Genomic DNA, 14,772 nt, shown 5'->3' with positions numbered 1-14,772 from the left:
GTCAGCTCAGGAGGGAACGGCCGATGATCTCTTTCATGATCTCGGTCGTGCCGCCGTAGATGGTCTGGATACGGCCGTCGGTGAAGGCCTTGGCGACCGGGTACTCGCTCATGTAGCCGTACCCGCCGTGCAGTTGGAGACAGCGGTCGGCGACCCGCTTCTGGAGCTCGGTCGCCCACCACTTGGCCATGGAGGCGTGGACGGCGTCCAGTCCCCCCTCGGAGTGGTCCTCGACGCAACGGTCGATGAACGTCCGCGTGACCGCGCACTCCGTGGCCATCTCGGCTATCTCGAACCGGATGTGCTGCTTGGTGGCGAGCGGTCGGCCGAAGGCCTCGCGCTCCTTGACGTACTCGGTGGTGATCTCCAGGAGGTGTTCGGCGGCGGCGATCGCGGAGACGGCGATGCTCAGGCGCTCCTGCGCGAGGTTGGTCATCAGGTGCCCGAAGGCGCCGTTGTGTTCTCCGAGGAGGTTCTCCTTCGGCACGCGCACGTCGTGAAAGAACAGCTCGGCCGTGTCCTGGGCCTTCTGGCCGATCTTGTCGAGGTTGCGGCCGCGCTCGAAACCCTCCATGCCGCGCTCGACGACCAGCAAGGACAGTCCGCGGGCACCGCCCTCGGGCGTCGTCCTGGCGACCACGATCACCAGGTCGGCGATGATCCCGTTGGAGATGAACGTCTTGGAGCCGTTCAGCAGCCAGTGGTCGCCCCGGTCCTGCGCGTGCGTGCGGATGCCCTGGAGGTCGGAGCCCGCGCCGGGCTCGGTCATGGCGATGGCGGTGACGAGCGAACCGTCACAGAAGCCGGGCAGCCAGCGGCGCTTCTGCTCCTCGGTGGCGAGGCCGGTGAGGTACGGGCCGATGACGTCGTTGTGCAGGCCCAGGGCGAGGCCGGGGGCACCCGCGCGCGTGAACTCCTCGGCCAGGACGGTGGCGTAGCGGAAGTCGGTCGTGCCGCCGCCCCCGAACTCCTCGGGCACGGCGAACCCGAGCAGGCCCTGCTTGCCGGCCGCCCGCCAGGCCTCGCGCGAGACGATGCCCTCCTTCTCCCACTGCTCATAGTGCGGCAGGACCTCCCTGGCCAGGAAGGCGCGCACGGTCTCGCGGAACGCGTCGTGCTCGGGGGCGAAGAGCTGCCGCTTCATTCGGGGCCTTTCATTCGGGACCGCTCACAAGATCCGGTACGTCCCAGTCGCGTGCCACGTCCGCGGTGTCGGCGCCTGCCGTGGCGGGCCCCGTGCGGACGGCCGTGGGGGTCGCCGAGAAGCGGGGCGCGGGCGCGGGCTGGGTGATGCCGCCGTGGTCCGTGAAGGTGCCGCGGGCGGCGAGGTGCGGGTGGTGCGGAGCCTCACGCAGCGACAGGACGGGCGCCACGCACGCGTCGGTGCCCTCGAAGACGGCCGTCCACTCCTCTCTCGTACGGGACTTGAAGCGGGCGGTGACCGCCTCGCGCAGTTCGCCCCAGCGGGTCCAGTCCTTGCGGGCGTCCTCGAAGTCCGGCAGGCCGAGCAGGTCCAGGAACAGGTCGTAGAACTGCGGCTCCAGCGCGCCCACCGCCATGTACTTGCCGTCGGCGGTCTCGTAGGTGCCGTAGTACGGGCAGCCGCCGTCCAGGAGGTTGGCGCCGCGCCGGTCCTGCCAGCCGCCGGCGGCGGTCATGGCGTGGATCATCGCGGCGAGGTGGGAGGTGCCGTCGACGATGGCGGCGTCGACGACCTGGCCGGTGCCGGTCGCGCGCGCGTGGTGCAGGGCGGCGAGGACGCCGACGACTAGGTACAGGGAGCCGCCCGCGTAGTCGCCGAGGAGGTTGGCGGGGACGGCGGGGGGCCGGTCCGGTTCGCCGATCATGCCGAGGGTGCCGGTGAGCGCGATGTACGCGATGTCGTGCCCGGCGCGCTGGGCGAGCGGCCCTTCCTGGCCCCAGCCGGTCATCCGGCCGTAGACCAGGGCGGGGTTGCGCGCGTGGCAGTCCTCGGGGCCGACGCCGAGGCGCTCGGCGACTCCGGGGCGGTTGCCCTCGATCAGGATGTCGGCGCGGGCGGCGAGGTCGAGCACGCGCGCGGGGCCGTCGGGGGCCTTGAGGTCGACGACCACCGAGCGTTTGTTGCGGTTGGTGATGTCGTAGGCGGGGTCGATCGACAGGGCGGCGCCACCCGGGCGGGACACGCGGACGACGTCGGCCCCCAGGTCGGCGAGGAGCATGGCGGCGAACGGGCCGGGCCCGATGCCGGCCAGCTCGACCACGCGTACGCCGGCGAGCGGGCCGTGCCCGGGCGTCGTTGCCGTTGTCATCCAGCCCCCATAGGCGTGACACAACTGATGTAACACCAGTGATGCTATGAATGCGTTCCAGTGGACACAAGACCTGAGCGAGCAAGCGCTTAGCCAATTATGGGCCCGGTCACCGGGCGTCGGGCTCCGCTATCAGCCGTTTCGGCGCGAGCGTGCGACAGCTCTCCTCGACCCAGTCGCACAGCAGGTCCGCTGCCGGGGCGGTCAGCGCGTGGGCGTGGGCCTCCGCGTCGCTGAGCTTCACCGTGACGCCTATCGGGTGGCTGCCGTCGCTCACGCCCAGGATGACGAAGACCTTCTTGTCGACCTTGGTGACGGTCGCGCCCCAGGGGCGGTATCGATGTGCGGCTCCGCCGCGTGGCTCCGCGACACCCGGCAGCCCCAGGGCGAACTCGCGCACTTTCACCCACTTCTTCAGGGCATTCCTGGGCACGGCCACCGTCCCACCTCCGGCCTCGTCGTCGGGCTCCGCACTCTTCACGCTAGCCTCGGCCTCCGACAACGGCGCGTGCGGCGGGACCAGGAGTGTCATGAGCAGGCTGAAAAAGGCGGACCGTCCCTACGACATCGTGCTCTTCGGAGCGACCAGCTTCGCGGGAGTGCTCACCGCGGAGTACCTCGCCGCACACGGCCCGGACGATCTGCGCTGGGCGATCGCCGGCCGCAGCGAGGACAAGCTCCGGGCGCTGCGCGAGAAGCTGCCCAAGGGCACGGACGTCGAGGTGCTCACGGCCGACGCCTCGGACCCGGAGTCACTGCGCGCCCTCGCCGGGCACGCGCGCGTGGTCGCCACGACGGTCGGCCCGTATCTGACGTACGGCGAGGAGCTCGTCGCCGCCTGCGCGGACGCGGGTACGGACTATCTCGACCTCTCGGGCGAGCCGGAGTTCGTGGACCTGATGTACGTCCGGCACGACGCACGCGCGCGTGAGACGGGCGCACGGCTGGTGCACGCGTGCGGGTTCGACTCGATCCCGCACGACCTGGGGGCGTACTTCACGGTCCGGCAGCTGCCGGAGGGCGTGCCGCTGACCGTCGACGGGTTCGTGACCGCCGACGCCACCTTCTCCGGCGGAACGTTCGCCTCGGCATTGAACCAGTTCGCGCGGGGCCGGCAGATGATGGCCGCCGCCCGGGACCGCGGACGGCACGAGCCGCGCCTGGTGGGCCGACGGGCCACCACGCCGACCGGAGCCCCGCGGTACGCCCAGGAGATCGGCGCCTGGGCCCTGCCCCTGCCGACCATCGACGCGCAGATCGTGCGCCGCTCCGCGAAGGCCCTCGAGCGCTACGGCCCCGACTTCCGCTACCGCCACTATGCGGCGGTACGGCGGCTGCCCATGGTGGTGGGCGGGGTCGCGGCCGTGGGCGCTCTGTTCGCGGCGGCCCAACTGCCGCCCGCCCGGCGCTGGCTGTCCGACCGGGTCAAGCCGGGTGACGGGCCGAGCCCCGAGAAACGGGCCAAGAGCTGGTTCACCGTGCGCTTCGTCGGCGAGGGCGGTGGGCGCCGGGTGTTCACGGAGGTGGCGGGCGGCGACCCCGGATACGACGAGACGGCGAAGATGTTCGCCGAGTCGGCGCTGTCCCTGGCCTTCGACGACCTGCCGGAGACCGCCGGTCAGGTCACGACGGCGGTGGCGATGGGGGACGCGCTGATCGAGCGGCTGCGACGGGCCGGAATCACCTTCCGGGTGGCGTCGAGCCGGTGAGCCCGCGTCAGAAGGACCAGCCCGCCACCGTGTAGATCATCCCCGCGATCCAGCCGAGTCCCGCGAGCACACCGAGGACCAGCGCGGCGGTCACCGCGCGCTCGACGGGCCGGTCGGGGTCGGCGAGGGGCTTGGGAGAACGGTGGGTCATGCGGTGCGTCGTCATGCGGGACAGCCTGCCGATCACACCGGGCTGCGCACATCCGTACAGATACTCAGACGACGTACTCAGTCTCCCCTGGCTCCGTCTCCTCCTGGAGCGCGGTCAGGCGGTCGCCTCCCGCAGCGCCTTCCGGCACAGCGCGTCCGCCCTGCGGGTCGTCTCCGGGAGCCGGTACGCCGGCGTGAGCGCGAGGGTGTGGGCGCAGGCGTTGTCGAGGCTCACGCGGTGGCCGACCGATACGAAGACCGGCTTCACGGCCTCGCGGGTCCGCAGGGCCCGGCCCACCTCCTGCCCGTCCGCCAGCAGCGGCGCCCACGCGCCGCGCCGGGCGCCGGGATCGTCGTAGGTGAAGGCGAACGGGTTCTTGGCGACGCCGATGGTCGGCAGACCGGTGAGCACGCCCAGGTGGCTCGCGAGGCCGAAGCGGCGGGGATGGGCGAGGCCGTAGCCGTCACAGACGACCAGGCCGGGCGGCCCCGGCAGGGCGCCGAGGGCGGCGAGGACCGTGGGGATCTCCCGGAAGGCGAGCAGGCCGGGGACGTACGGAAAGGAGATCCGCCCGACGGCCGTGGCCTCGGCGACGACGTCCAGGGTCACCGCGTCCAGCACCACGGCCGCCGCCGCGACGACGTCCCGTTCGTCGTCGTAGGCCACGTCGACCCCGGTGACGTGGCCGGTGCCGGGCGGCGGACCGGGCTCGTCGAGGACCGTCCTCGCCCTCAACTCGTCCTGGACCGCGCGGGCCTGCTCCTCGGTCGCGGGCCAGCCCGCGGGAATGTCTACGGTCGTCATGGTGGGGACGAGGGTACGGCGAGGCGGCGTACCCTCGCGATCATGTTCGTACTGGAACTGACCTACACCGCCCCGCTCGATGCCGTGGACGCCGTGCTGCCGGCGCATGTCGCCTGGTTGGACGAGCAGTACGAGCGAGGTGTCTTCCTGGCGTCCGGGCGCAAGAATCCCCGCGACGGCGGCGTGATCATCGCCGTCGCGGAGGACCACTCACGGATCCAGGAGATCGTCGCGGGTGACCCGTTCGTCACGGCCGGGGTGGGCGCGTACCGAGTCACCGAGTTCGCCGCGACGAAGACGGCCCCCGCGCTGGAGGGGTACCGCGAGACCCTGGGCTGAGGGTCAGCTCTTGCCGCCCAGGGCACGCTGGAGCTGGCTCTTGTTCATGTCCGAACGGCCCTTGACCCCCTTGCGTTTGGCTTCCTCGTAGAGCTGGTCGTAGGTCGGACCCTGGGAGCCCTTGCCGGACCGCTGGCCGCCCCGCTTGCCCGAGGACATGTCCTGGGTCGAGGTACGGCTGGCGGACTTGGACTCGCCGGACCGGGCGCGTTCCTTGTTGACCGTCCGCGCCGCGATCTCCTTGGCCCGTCCGGTGCTCTCGCCCCGGTCCTGGGCGCTCTCCTTGATGTGCTCGTACTGACGCTCGCGCTTGGAGCTCGAACCGGCTGGCATATGGGATCACTCCTTTCGCCGTCGGCGACCGGGTACCCACATTCCGCCACTCAGCCCTCCAGACGTGCCACCCGTCCCTTCTCCCCGGCCGCCCAGCAGCCGCCGTCGAGCGAGCAGTCCACGGTGTCGTACGAGCCGGTGTCGACGGTCCGCCAGGTCCGGCCGCCGTCCCGGGTGAGGTCGGTGCCGGTGGGGCCCACCGCGAGGGCGGCGGTGCGGCTGTGCGGGAGCCAGGCCACTCCGGAGCGGTAGCCGTTCACCGGGACTGCGGCGGGCCGCCAGGCGGCGCCCCCGTCGCCGGTTCGGGCGGCGGCCTGCGGCGAGCTCTGGCCCGGGCGGTAGTCGCCGCCGACCGCGAGTCCGTGCACGCGGTCGCGGAAGGCGAGCGCGAAGACACCCTTGGCCGGGTCACCCGCCGGGATCGGCGTGTCGGAGGCCGTCCAGGTCAGCCCCCGGTCGGCGGAGTGCAGTACACGCGCGCGTGCCGCCCCGCCGGTGGCCAGCCAGACGTCCCGCGGCCCGGAACTGACCAGGCACTGCCCGCTGGCCGCGAAGCCGGCCTCGCCGTCGAGCGCGGCCGGCATCCCGGTGTTCGGCAGCACCTTCCAGGAACGGCCACCGTCGGAGGTCGACAGGATGCGGAACTTCCCGTCCACCGGGTCGCTCATGGCGAGGCCGTGGCTGCGGTCGAAGAAGGTGAGGCAGTCGTAGAAGGCCTTGGCGTCGGTGTTGCGGAAGGACTCGGTCCAGGTCGCGCCGCCGTCGTCGGTGCGGTACACGCGGGATGCCTCGCCCTCTCCGATGGCCAGGACCACGGCCCGGCGCGCGTCGAAGGACTCGATGTCCCGGAACTGGAGTTCGGCGGTGCCGGGCGGCGAGACGTTTCGCCAGCTCGCGCCGCCGTCCGTGGTGCGCAGCACGGTGCCCTGGGTACCGGCCAGCCAGGCGGTGTCCCGGCTGACGGCCGACAGCCCGCGGAAGCGCACCTCAGGGGTGCCGCTGTCCTTGAGCTCCCAGTGCGGAGTGCGGCCGTCGGGATCGTGCGCCTCGGCCGGTACGGCGGCCAGGGCGGCCAGCACCGCCGCACAGGCCACCCCTACGGCGATGGTCCGGCTCGTCAGGCCCGTCCGTCTCTTGCCTCGCGTGTTCCCCAAGCGCCTCATGGCGGGCGAAGCTAGCCCACGCTTCCGGCGCCGTCCAGATGCCCTCCGCCGGCCGCCTGCCGGTGCGGGGGGTGTCACAAGTGCCTCTCGGGGCACGGGAGAAGGACTGGATCACACCCGTGCATGAAGACGGTGACAGAGGTCACTCGACTTTCGTGTACACGGATTGGCTCATTCCGTCGTCTCTTCCAGTGCCCGTCCTCACCCGGAAGCCCTCCAGCCGTCACAAGGGAGCACGCGTTGTCCACCGTCATCGAGCAGCCTGTCGAGGCCCGTCTCGTCGCCGCGGCACCGCGGATGCCGAGCATTCCCGCCACACTGCACTACGACCGCTGCGATCCGTTCGCGGTCCGAATGACCTTCCCCGCCCCGGCCACCCTGGAGGGGGTCGAGGTCTGCTGGACCTTCAGCCGCGATCTGCTCAGCACCGGCCTGCACGAGCCGGATGGCCACGGCGACGTCCGGGTGCGGCCGTACGGCTACGACCGCACCGTGCTCGAGTTCCACGCCCCCGAGGGCACCGCCGTCGTGCATGTGCGCACGGGTGAGCTGCGCCGGTTCCTGGAGGCGACGAACGACCTGGTGCCGACCGGCCTGGAGCACCTCCAGCTCGACCTCGACCACGACCTGGCGGAGCTGATGCGGGACGCCTACTGACGCGGGCCACCGAAGAGGGCGTTGCGCTCGCCGTGGCGAGCCCATCGGCCGGCGCGTCGTCGTCTCCGCGTCCTGCAGCTCCCGCGCGGCGCGGCGGACCAGGGCGTGTGCGGCAGGCACCGGAGGGCGTCGTGCGCAACGAGCCGGTGCTCGGCGACGGGAGGGTGCCGGATCCGGCCATGACGTTCGGCGGTCCGTTCACGCCGTCGACGAGGAGTTCGACGGCCCCCGGGTCGACGGCCCCGGGGACGAAGATCCCGTCGGCAGCCACGGCGAGGTAGGCGGCGGCCCGCTCCAGGGTGCGGTCCTCCCCCACTGCCTCATCCCGGCGCCGCGCGGGAACGTGTTGATCCGGGCGTTCACGAACAACGCCACGCCCTCGGCGTCGGCGGCCCCGGGGACGAAGATCCCCTCGGCAGCCACGGCGAGGTAGGCGGCGGCCCGCTCCCCTCCGGGCGCTGCGCTGGAATGTGTCGATACGGGCGTTCACGAACAACGGCACGCTCTCGGCTCGGCGGCCTCGCGGGCCGCGGCGATCTCTCGGCCTGCTCACCGATCACCCGTAGCGGCTCGCCCCTCGTACAGTGCATCCTCGATGCTCACCCCGATCGCGCCCGCCGCGAGCGCGGCCCGCACGGTGTCGGCTACGCCCCGAGGTCCCGCGCGTAGCCCGCTCTCGAAGTCCACGGTCACGAAACGCCGACCACGACGGCGATCCGTCTCACGGTCCCCAGTGGCGCCCAGGGCCCACGAGAGCCCGGCGCCGGTGGCCACGGCGGCGGCGCCACGCCGGTGTTCAGGCTCCGGAGTTCAGGCTCCGGCCGAGGCCGCCGCCACCGCCCCGCGCAGCTCATGGACGACCTTCCGCAGCGCCGGGGCCGCCTGTCCGCTGCGCTCGATGAGTTCCTCGACCCGGGTGTCGTACGACGCCTTGCGGGGCAGCAGGGTCCGCAGCCCGGCGGCCGCCGCGAGCGCGACGACGGCCGCGTCCCGGTCTGAGATGTCCACGGCCGGGACCGGCCCCCGCAGGATCCCCCGTGCCTCCTCCTGGAGCGCCTCCACCGCGGCCGGGCGCGCCAGGTCGTACTCGACCGTGGGGAATAGCCCGAGGGCCCGCTTCTTGCGCGCCCGCAGAGATCCCCCGGCGGCGAGTTGTTCCCGTACGGCGTCCAGGGTGATCCGGCTGTGGAGCGTCACCCAGGACCGCCACCGGTGCGGCCGGGATTCGCGGACCAGTTCGAGAAGCCCGTCCAGGACGGCGTCGCCGGTGGACGCGTCCATGTCGACCGGCGTGGTGATGCCGTCGTCGTCGACGAGAAGCCCGCGCTGGGCCAGCTCGGTAAGCGCACCGGCGCGGACCAGCTGGGGGATCTGGCTGGCACCGGTGATCTCGGACTTCGAGGTGTCCCAGGCCAGCAGGTAGAGGTGGGCCGGCAGGGAGAGCGGGCCGACGGGCACGGGGGCCTCCTGGGGAGCATTAACTCGTTGACAGCCCTGCGGCCGCCTCGTACGTTGTACAACGGTTCTGTTGTCGTCGATCGGAGAAGGACGTTGCTCGTCTGAGGTCCTGAGACACCGTGTCACACACCTGAGGTGTGTGCGCTGCGTGCGACCTCGGCACACGAGCCGTTCCGACGAGCCGGACCCTGCCGGTGCCCTCCGGTTTCCTCTCGTCTCCCGTCGCCGCGGGTGTCTCGATACGCGTTTGCCCCTTCTCGCTTCGAGCAACCGCGGAGACTCGTATGTCTACTTCCATCACCTGCACCTCGCTCGCCTTCTCCTGGCCCGACGGCACCCCTGTCTTCGAGGGCCTCGACATCGCCTTCGGCCCCGGCCGGACCGGTCTCGTCGGCGTCAACGGGTCGGGAAAATCGACCCTGTTGAAGCTCATCGCCGGTGAACTCACCCCGGCCGACGGCGCCGTGCGCGTGGCGGGCGAGGTCGGTTACCTCCCGCAGAACGTCACGCTCGACACCGGCCTGAAGGTCGACGAGGCGCTCGGCATCGCCGCGCAGCGCGCCGCCCTGCACGCCATCGAGGCGGGTGACGTGGCCGAGGAGCACTTCGAGACGGTCGGCGACGACTGGGACGTGGAGGAGCGGGCCCTGGCCACCCTGGGCGAACTCGGGCTCGGCCACATCGAGTTGGACCGCGGGATCGGCGAGGTCTCGGGCGGCGAGTCGGTGCTGCTGCGGCTGGCGGCGCTGCTGCTGCGCCGCCCTGACGTCCTGCTTCTCGACGAGCCCACCAACAACCTCGACCTGTACGCCCGCAGGCGCCTGTACACGGCCGTCGCCTCCTGGCCCGGGGTCATGGTCGTGGTCAGCCACGACCGCGAACTCCTCGACCTGGTCGACCAGATCGCCGATCTGCGCTCCGGGGAGGTCACCTGGTACGGCGGCAATTTCTCCGCCTACGAGGAAGCCCTGGCCGTCGAACAGGACGCGGCGGAGCGGATGGTGCGGGTCGCCGAGTCCGACTTCCGCAAGCAGAAGCGCGAACTGGCCGATGCCCAGGTCAAGTTGGCCCGGCGCAAGCGGTACGGCCAGAAGATGTTCGAGCAGAAGCGCGAGCCGAAGATCGTCATGGGGGCGCGCAAGCGGTCGGCACAGGAGTCCGCGGGCAAGCACCGCATCATGCACGAGGAGAAACTCGCCGAGGCCAAGGACCGGCTCGACGAGGCGGTGGAGGCCGTGCGGGACGACGACGAGATCCGCGTCGACCTGCCGTACACGGCCGTGCCGCCGGGCCGTACGGTGCTGACCCTGATGGACCTGGAACTCGCCCACGGCGCACGGGTGAAGGGCGGGCTCGACCTGCGGGGCCCCGAGCGGGTCGCGCTGATCGGGCGCAACGGCGCGGGCAAGACGACGTTGCTGCGCACGATCGCCGGGGACCTGGAGCCGGTGTCGGGCGAGGCGACGGCCCATGTCCCGCTCCGCTTCCTGCCCCAGCGACTGGACGTCCTCGACGGCGAGCTGTCGGTCGCCGAGAACGTGGCCCGGTTCGCGCCGGGTGCCACCAACAACCGGGTGCGGGCCCGTCTCGCCCGCTTCCTGTTCCGGGGCGCCCGGGCGGACCAGCAGGCGTCGACGCTGTCCGGTGGCGAACGCTTCCGGGCGGCCCTGGCCGCGCTGATGCTGGCGGAGCCCGCACCCCAGCTGCTCATGCTCGACGAGCCGACGAACAACCTCGACATGGCGAGCGTGCGACAACTGACGTCAGCCCTGGAGTCGTACGAGGGCGCGCTGGTCGTGGCCAGTCACGACCTGCCGTTCCTGGAGTCGATCGGCATCACGCGCTGGCTGATGCTGGACGGTGAGCTGCGGGAGATCACTCCGGAGGCCCTGGAGTTCCCCGCGTAGCGTCCACGGCCGTGACGACGGCCGCCCGATCCGCGCCCGCCCGGAGCAGCGCCACGCTCCGGGCGGGCGCGTGAACCACCCCGACGACAGCGCGTCCGACCTCGACCCCCCGGGCCGCCGGCGGGTCAACGTCCATGTCGGCCGTACGGCGCTTCCGGAACTCCTCGGGGGGCGTTACGACCTCGCGGCGGCCGACGTGGTGCTGCCGCACCCGGTCTACGGCCCCCTCGGCTGGATCTGCGTCGTGAATCCGGGCGAGCGGAGGACCGGGACCGTCGTACGACTGCTGCGTGAGGCCCACGAGGCGGCACGCGCGCGTGAGGCGCGGCGGCGCTCGTGAGCCGTGGAGCGTCTCAGGAGGGCCACAGCCTGACTACGGGGGTTTTGTCGACACGGACCGGCGCTGCATGATGGCTGACCGGCGCCCGTCACGGTGCCGTCCCTGTCCCGCCGATACGGAGTTCCCCTCGTGCCCAGCAAGAAGGCCCTCGTCCGCCGCCCCAGTCCGCGCCTCGCCGAAGGTCTGGTGACGCACGTCGAGCGGGAGAAGGTCGACGTCGACCTCGCGCTCGAACAGTGGGAGACGTATGTCGAGGCCCTGCGCGCGCACGGCTGGGAGACCGTCGAGGTGGACCCGGAGGACGACTGCCCGGACTCGGTGTTCGTCGAGGACACCGTGGTCATGTACAAGAACGTCGCGCTGATCGCCCGCTCCGGCGCGGAGTCCCGGCGCGAGGAGACCATCGGCGTCGAGGAGGCCGTGGCGCGCCTGGGCTGCTCGGTGAACTGGATCTGGGAGCCGGGCACCCTGGACGGCGGCGACGTGCTGAAGATCGGCGACACGATCTACGTCGGCCGGGGCGGGCGTACCAACGCGGCCGGCGTCCAGCAGCTGCGGGCCGCCTTCGAGCCGCTCGGGGCCCAGGTCGTCGCCGTACCGGTGAACAAGGTGCTGCACCTGAAGTCGGCGGTCACCGCGCTGCCCGACGGAACCGTCATCGGGCACATCCCCAAGGTGGACCGGCCCGCGCTCTTCCCGCGCTTCCTGTCCGTGCCCGAGGAGGCCGGCGCCCACGTCGTCCTCCTGGGCGGCCCCAAGCTGCTCATGGCGGCGAGCGCGCCGAAGACGGCGGAGCTGCTCACCGACCTCGGTTTCGAACCGGTTGTGGTGGACATCAGCGAGTTCGAGAAGCTCGAAGGATGTGTGACGTGTCTCTCAGTTCGGCTGCGGGACCTGTATGCCTGATCGGGCACGCGCGGCATTCCACGGCCCCGGACCTGCGGTTCCCGGGGCCGCTTGTCATACCCGGGGAACACCGCTGATCAGGGGTCTTTACGGCGCGCTTAACCTACGGTCTCGTAACCTACGGTTTCGTAGCCTACGATTCCGTAGGTTCCCGGCCCGCTCGCCGATCCCCTCAATTGTTCGCCGCGTCCCTCTGGAGTACCTGTGACGATCACTTCCCCTCACCTCGGCAGCCCGTCCTCCGCCTGGACCGACGCGCGACTGCTGTACGCGCTGGAGGAAGTGGTCGAGACCGAACTCAACCGGCATCTGAAGGTCACCAAGGACTGGATGCCGCACGAGTACGTCCCGTGGAGCGACGGCCGCAACTTCCCCGGTTTCTTCGAGGACGGCGAGGCCTGGGAGAAGGGCCAGTCCAAGGTCACCGAGATCGGCCGGATCGCCCTCGTCGTGAACCTCCTCACGGAGGACAACCTCCCCAGCTACCACCACGAGATCGCCTCGCTCTTCGGCCGCGACGGCGCCTGGGGCACCTGGGTGCACCGCTGGACCGCCGAGGAGGGCCGGCACGGCATCGTGATGCGCGACTATCTGCTCGCCTCGCGCGCGGTGGACCCGGACAAGCTGGAGCAGTTCCGGATGGCCCACATGAGCGAGGGCTTCGAGTCGGACAACCGCCACTCGATGCTGCACTCCGTGGCCTACGTCTCCTTCCAGGAGCTCGCGACCCGCGTCTCGCACCGCAACACCGGCCACCAGTCCGGCGACCCGGTCTGCGACCGCATGCTGGCGCGCATCGCCACCGACGAGAACCTGCACATGGTCTTCTACCGGAACCTGCTGAAGGCGACCTTCGAGCTGGCGCCCGACCTGACGATGATGGCGGTGCGCGACGTCATCGTGAACTTCCGGATGCCCGGCCACGGCATGCCCGGCTTCGAGCGGGCCGCCGCGCAGATGGCGATCGGCGAGATCTACAACATGCGCATCCACCACGACGACGTCCTGCAGCCCGTCCTGCGCTTCCTGAAGGTCATGGAGATCGACGGCCTCGGCCCCGAGGGCCAGAAGGCGCAGGACGAACTCGGTCTGTACATGGGCGGGCTGGACGCGGAGGCCCTGAAGTTCGACGAGAAGCTGGCGGCGCGCAAGGCGCGGATGGTGGCTCGCGCGGCAGGGGCCTGACGCCGATCCGGCCGGTCTGCCGAATAGCCGGTGCGGGCCGCCCGCCGCCTGGGTCATCGTGCGGCCATGCACGTTGGCGTGCTGCCACCGCCATGGGCCGGCCAGAAGCGCGGCGTCCATGGTGCTGGGAGGCCGCGACTGGCAGACGGTCACCGCGGCCGACCGCGAGCGGCCGTTGCCCAGGTACGCCCGCTGGGCCCTGGCCGTACGCCAGGACTGCCCGCCGGCGTTGCGCGCGCAGTTCGGCAGCCACCCCAAGTTCACCCACCGGGTCCGGCAGGCCGGCGTCCTGGCCGGCCCCGGTGCGTACGGGACCGCGCACGGACCCGCCGCGCAGCTGCTGAAGGTGCTGCCCCTGGGCCAGGTGATGTTCCCCGCGCGCGTACGCGACGCCGAGGACGCCCTGCGCCCCGTCGTGCGCGAGCACCTGGGCGACCGCGAGGAGGCCTGAGCGGTGCCGGCGCAGCTCCTCGACACGTTCCACGGAACGGCGCCGGAGCCGATCATGAGGGCGGGCGCGAGCGGGCGCGAGCGCCTGACCCTGCCGGAAAGGGGGCGGGGCGGCTGGTTCGAACCAGCGTGTTCCGGATCCGGAGCCGATGCGCCTGCCTCTGCGCTAGGGCCCCGCCCTTACCGTGCAGCACGTCGATGCGGCGGCAAGCCGAGAAGGAGCGCGCCTTGCCTGCGTCGTGTGCTCGGCGCACGCTGGTCGTATGGGTGCTCACGACGGTGGCCCTACGCTCATCACTTCCGTGCAGCGTGCCCTCCGCCTGCTGGAGGCGGTGAGCGCGCACGAGAACGGTGCGCCGGCGAAGAAACTGGCACGTGAGACGGGACTGCCCCTGGGCACCGCCTATCACCTGCTGCGGACGCTGGTCCACGACGGATACATACGGAAGCTGGACGACGGCGGGTTCGTCCTGGGCGACAAGTTGCAGACGCTGCACACCACGGGCCGCGGGCAGGTGTTGCTCAGCCGCGTCCGCCCCACGCTCGCCGCTCTGCGGGACGAGCTCGCGACCGCCGCCTACCTCACCTTCTACGAGGAGGGCGAGATTCGAGTCGCCGAGATCGTCGACGGCCCCCAGGCGCCCCGCGTCGACCTCTGGGTAGGATTCGAGGACGCGGGGCACGCCACCGCGTTGGGCAAGTCCGTGCTGCGAGAACTGGATGACGCCTCACGCAAGGACTACCTCTCCCGGCACCCCCTCGCCGACCTCACACCACGGACCATCACCAGCCGTCCGGAACTGCTCCGGAGACTCGACTCCTCACCCGTGGCCCCGGCCGTCACGGACATGGAGGAGTATGCCCTCGGTACGGTCTGTGTCGCCGTGCCCGTCTACAACGGGGACACACTCGGCTCGCTCGGCGTCTCACTGCGGGCGGACCGGCTCTCACGACTCGAGGAGATCCTGGCGCGGCTGATCCCGGCCGCGAGTCGCGTGACCAGGGGTCTCTCGCTCACTATCTGAAAATCCCCTCCTTGTGGCGCCCGAGCCATACCTCTTTCCTGGATGAAAGAGACA

Annotated in this window: 17 protein-coding genes and 1 tRNA gene; 9 read left to right on the top strand and 9 right to left on the bottom strand. The window is 71.4% G+C overall.

The window, feature by feature from the left end; all coding sequences use genetic code 11:
• Position 1 precedes the first annotated feature (1 nt).
• The 3 genes from QF027_RS41895 to QF027_RS41885 all read right to left on the bottom strand — a co-directional run bounded on the left by QF027_RS41895 (position 2) and on the right by QF027_RS41885 (position 2,730).
• Positions 2-1,144, bottom strand: coding sequence for an acyl-CoA dehydrogenase family protein (locus QF027_RS41895; RefSeq protein ID WP_306973803.1), 1,143 nt, complete (start codon positions 1,142-1,144; stop codon positions 2-4).
• A gap of 10 nt (positions 1,145-1,154) precedes the next feature.
• Positions 1,155-2,291 carry a CaiB/BaiF CoA transferase family protein gene (locus QF027_RS41890; protein ID WP_306973805.1) on the bottom strand — a complete coding sequence of 379 codons (1,137 nt, stop codon included), beginning with the start codon at positions 2,289-2,291 and terminating at the stop codon, positions 1,155-1,157.
• A gap of 109 nt (positions 2,292-2,400) precedes the next feature.
• Positions 2,401-2,730, bottom strand: coding sequence for an MmcQ/YjbR family DNA-binding protein (locus QF027_RS41885; RefSeq protein ID WP_307082683.1), 330 nt, complete (start codon positions 2,728-2,730; stop codon positions 2,401-2,403).
• A gap of 91 nt (positions 2,731-2,821) precedes the next feature.
• Between QF027_RS41885 and QF027_RS41880 the strand changes: the two genes are divergently transcribed.
• Positions 2,822-4,000 (top strand): saccharopine dehydrogenase family protein, encoded by a 1,179-nt coding sequence (locus QF027_RS41880; protein ID WP_307080628.1) that lies wholly within the window; start codon positions 2,822-2,824, stop codon positions 3,998-4,000.
• A 7-nt stretch (positions 4,001-4,007) separates the two neighbouring features.
• Here the strand turns inward: QF027_RS41880 and mmpA are convergent, their stop codons facing one another.
• Positions 4,008-4,166, bottom strand: coding sequence for a morphogenic membrane protein MmpA (mmpA, locus tag QF027_RS41875; RefSeq protein WP_306973809.1), 159 nt, complete (start codon positions 4,164-4,166; stop codon positions 4,008-4,010).
• A 99-nt stretch (positions 4,167-4,265) separates the two neighbouring features.
• Positions 4,266-4,955, bottom strand: a complete 690-nt coding sequence (locus QF027_RS41870) for an endonuclease V (RefSeq protein ID WP_306973811.1) — start codon at positions 4,953-4,955, stop codon at positions 4,266-4,268.
• 42 nt (positions 4,956-4,997) lie between these two features.
• Here QF027_RS41870 and QF027_RS41865 point away from each other — a divergent pair, with 42 nt between their 5' ends.
• A complete protein-coding gene (locus tag QF027_RS41865; protein WP_306973813.1) occupies positions 4,998-5,294 on the top strand; it encodes a YciI family protein in 297 nt (98 codons plus the stop codon).
• Between the two features lie 3 nt (positions 5,295-5,297).
• Here QF027_RS41865 and QF027_RS41860 read toward each other — a convergent pair whose 3' ends face one another.
• Together QF027_RS41860 and QF027_RS41855 are read right to left on the bottom strand one after the other, a co-directional pair.
• Complete coding sequence (locus QF027_RS41860; RefSeq protein ID WP_306973815.1) at positions 5,298-5,627, bottom strand: plasmid stabilization protein; 330 nt, start codon at positions 5,625-5,627, stop codon at positions 5,298-5,300.
• A gap of 50 nt (positions 5,628-5,677) precedes the next feature.
• Complete coding sequence (locus tag QF027_RS41855; protein ID WP_307080627.1) at positions 5,678-6,790, bottom strand: WD40/YVTN/BNR-like repeat-containing protein; 1,113 nt, start codon at positions 6,788-6,790, stop codon at positions 5,678-5,680.
• A 240-nt stretch (positions 6,791-7,030) separates the two neighbouring features.
• Between QF027_RS41855 and QF027_RS41850 the strand changes: the two genes are divergently transcribed.
• A complete protein-coding gene (locus tag QF027_RS41850) occupies positions 7,031-7,447 on the top strand; it encodes an SsgA family sporulation/cell division regulator (RefSeq protein WP_266510441.1) in 417 nt (138 codons plus the stop codon).
• An 810-nt stretch (positions 7,448-8,257) separates the two neighbouring features.
• On the opposite strand, the gene QF027_RS41840 is transcribed toward QF027_RS41850, so the two are convergent.
• The gene (locus QF027_RS41840) at positions 8,258-8,905 is read right to left on the bottom strand and encodes a GOLPH3/VPS74 family protein (RefSeq protein WP_306973819.1); all 648 of its coding nucleotides are present in this window, start codon (positions 8,903-8,905) and stop codon (positions 8,258-8,260) included.
• Positions 8,906-9,189: 284 nt separating this feature from the next.
• On the opposite strand from QF027_RS41840, the gene QF027_RS41835 reads away from it, so the two are divergent.
• The 5 genes from QF027_RS41835 (at position 9,190) to QF027_RS41815 (ending at position 13,694) form a co-directional block, all read left to right on the top strand.
• A complete protein-coding gene (locus QF027_RS41835; protein WP_306973820.1) occupies positions 9,190-10,812 on the top strand; it encodes an ABC-F family ATP-binding cassette domain-containing protein in 1,623 nt (540 codons plus the stop codon).
• A gap of 70 nt (positions 10,813-10,882) precedes the next feature.
• Positions 10,883-11,152, top strand: coding sequence for a DUF6194 family protein (locus tag QF027_RS41830; protein WP_373430930.1), 270 nt, complete (start codon positions 10,883-10,885; stop codon positions 11,150-11,152).
• 129 nt (positions 11,153-11,281) lie between these two features.
• Positions 11,282-12,058 carry a dimethylargininase gene (ddaH, locus tag QF027_RS41825; RefSeq protein WP_057610159.1) on the top strand — a complete coding sequence of 259 codons (777 nt, stop codon included), beginning with the start codon at positions 11,282-11,284 and terminating at the stop codon, positions 12,056-12,058.
• Positions 12,059-12,262: 204 nt separating this feature from the next.
• Positions 12,263-13,243 (top strand): acyl-ACP desaturase, encoded by a 981-nt coding sequence (locus tag QF027_RS41820; RefSeq protein WP_307080626.1) that lies wholly within the window; start codon positions 12,263-12,265, stop codon positions 13,241-13,243.
• Between the two features lie 118 nt (positions 13,244-13,361).
• Complete coding sequence (locus QF027_RS41815) at positions 13,362-13,694, top strand: hypothetical protein (protein ID WP_307080625.1); 333 nt, start codon at positions 13,362-13,364, stop codon at positions 13,692-13,694.
• A gap of 102 nt (positions 13,695-13,796) precedes the next feature.
• Here the strand turns inward: QF027_RS41815 and QF027_RS41810 are convergent.
• A tRNA-OTHER gene (locus QF027_RS41810) sits at positions 13,797-13,872 on the bottom strand.
• 84 nt (positions 13,873-13,956) lie between these two features.
• Between QF027_RS41810 and QF027_RS41805 the strand changes: the two genes are divergently transcribed.
• Positions 13,957-14,718: an IclR family transcriptional regulator gene (locus QF027_RS41805; RefSeq protein WP_307080624.1), complete on the top strand. Its 762-nt coding sequence runs from the start codon at positions 13,957-13,959 to the stop codon at positions 14,716-14,718.
• Positions 14,719-14,772 lie beyond the last annotated feature (54 nt).

Origin of the sequence: Streptomyces canus, assembly GCF_030816965.1 — a bacterium.
Lineage (GTDB): Bacteria > Actinomycetota > Actinomycetes > Streptomycetales > Streptomycetaceae > Streptomyces > Streptomyces canus_E.
The sequence above is the reverse complement of the archived record's forward strand: the minus strand, read 5'-3'. Positions and strand labels throughout refer to the sequence as shown.

Excerpts from the sequence above, each read along its gene's own strand:
- QF027_RS41865 (WP_306973813.1), top strand. The coding sequence starts at position 4,998 with ATGTTCGTACTGGAACTGACCTACACCGCCCCGCTCGATGCCGTGGAC.
- QF027_RS41835 (WP_306973820.1), top strand. The coding sequence starts at position 9,190 with ATGTCTACTTCCATCACCTGCACCTCGCTCGCCTTCTCCTGGCCCGAC.
- QF027_RS41860 (WP_306973815.1), bottom strand. The coding sequence starts at position 5,627 with ATGCCAGCCGGTTCGAGCTCCAAGCGCGAGCGTCAGTACGAGCACATC.
- QF027_RS41890 (WP_306973805.1), bottom strand. The coding sequence starts at position 2,291 with ATGACAACGGCAACGACGCCCGGGCACGGCCCGCTCGCCGGCGTACGC.
- mmpA (WP_306973809.1), bottom strand. The coding sequence starts at position 4,166 with ATGACGACGCACCGCATGACCCACCGTTCTCCCAAGCCCCTCGCCGAC.
- QF027_RS41805 (WP_307080624.1), top strand. The coding sequence starts at position 13,957 with ATGGGTGCTCACGACGGTGGCCCTACGCTCATCACTTCCGTGCAGCGT.
- QF027_RS41870 (WP_306973811.1), bottom strand. The coding sequence starts at position 4,955 with ATGACGACCGTAGACATTCCCGCGGGCTGGCCCGCGACCGAGGAGCAG.
- QF027_RS41855 (WP_307080627.1), bottom strand. The coding sequence starts at position 6,790 with ATGAGGCGCTTGGGGAACACGCGAGGCAAGAGACGGACGGGCCTGACG.
- QF027_RS41880 (WP_307080628.1), top strand. The coding sequence starts at position 2,822 with ATGAGCAGGCTGAAAAAGGCGGACCGTCCCTACGACATCGTGCTCTTC.
- QF027_RS41815 (WP_307080625.1), top strand. The coding sequence starts at position 13,362 with ATGGTGCTGGGAGGCCGCGACTGGCAGACGGTCACCGCGGCCGACCGC.
- QF027_RS41895 (WP_306973803.1), bottom strand. The coding sequence starts at position 1,144 with ATGAAGCGGCAGCTCTTCGCCCCCGAGCACGACGCGTTCCGCGAGACC.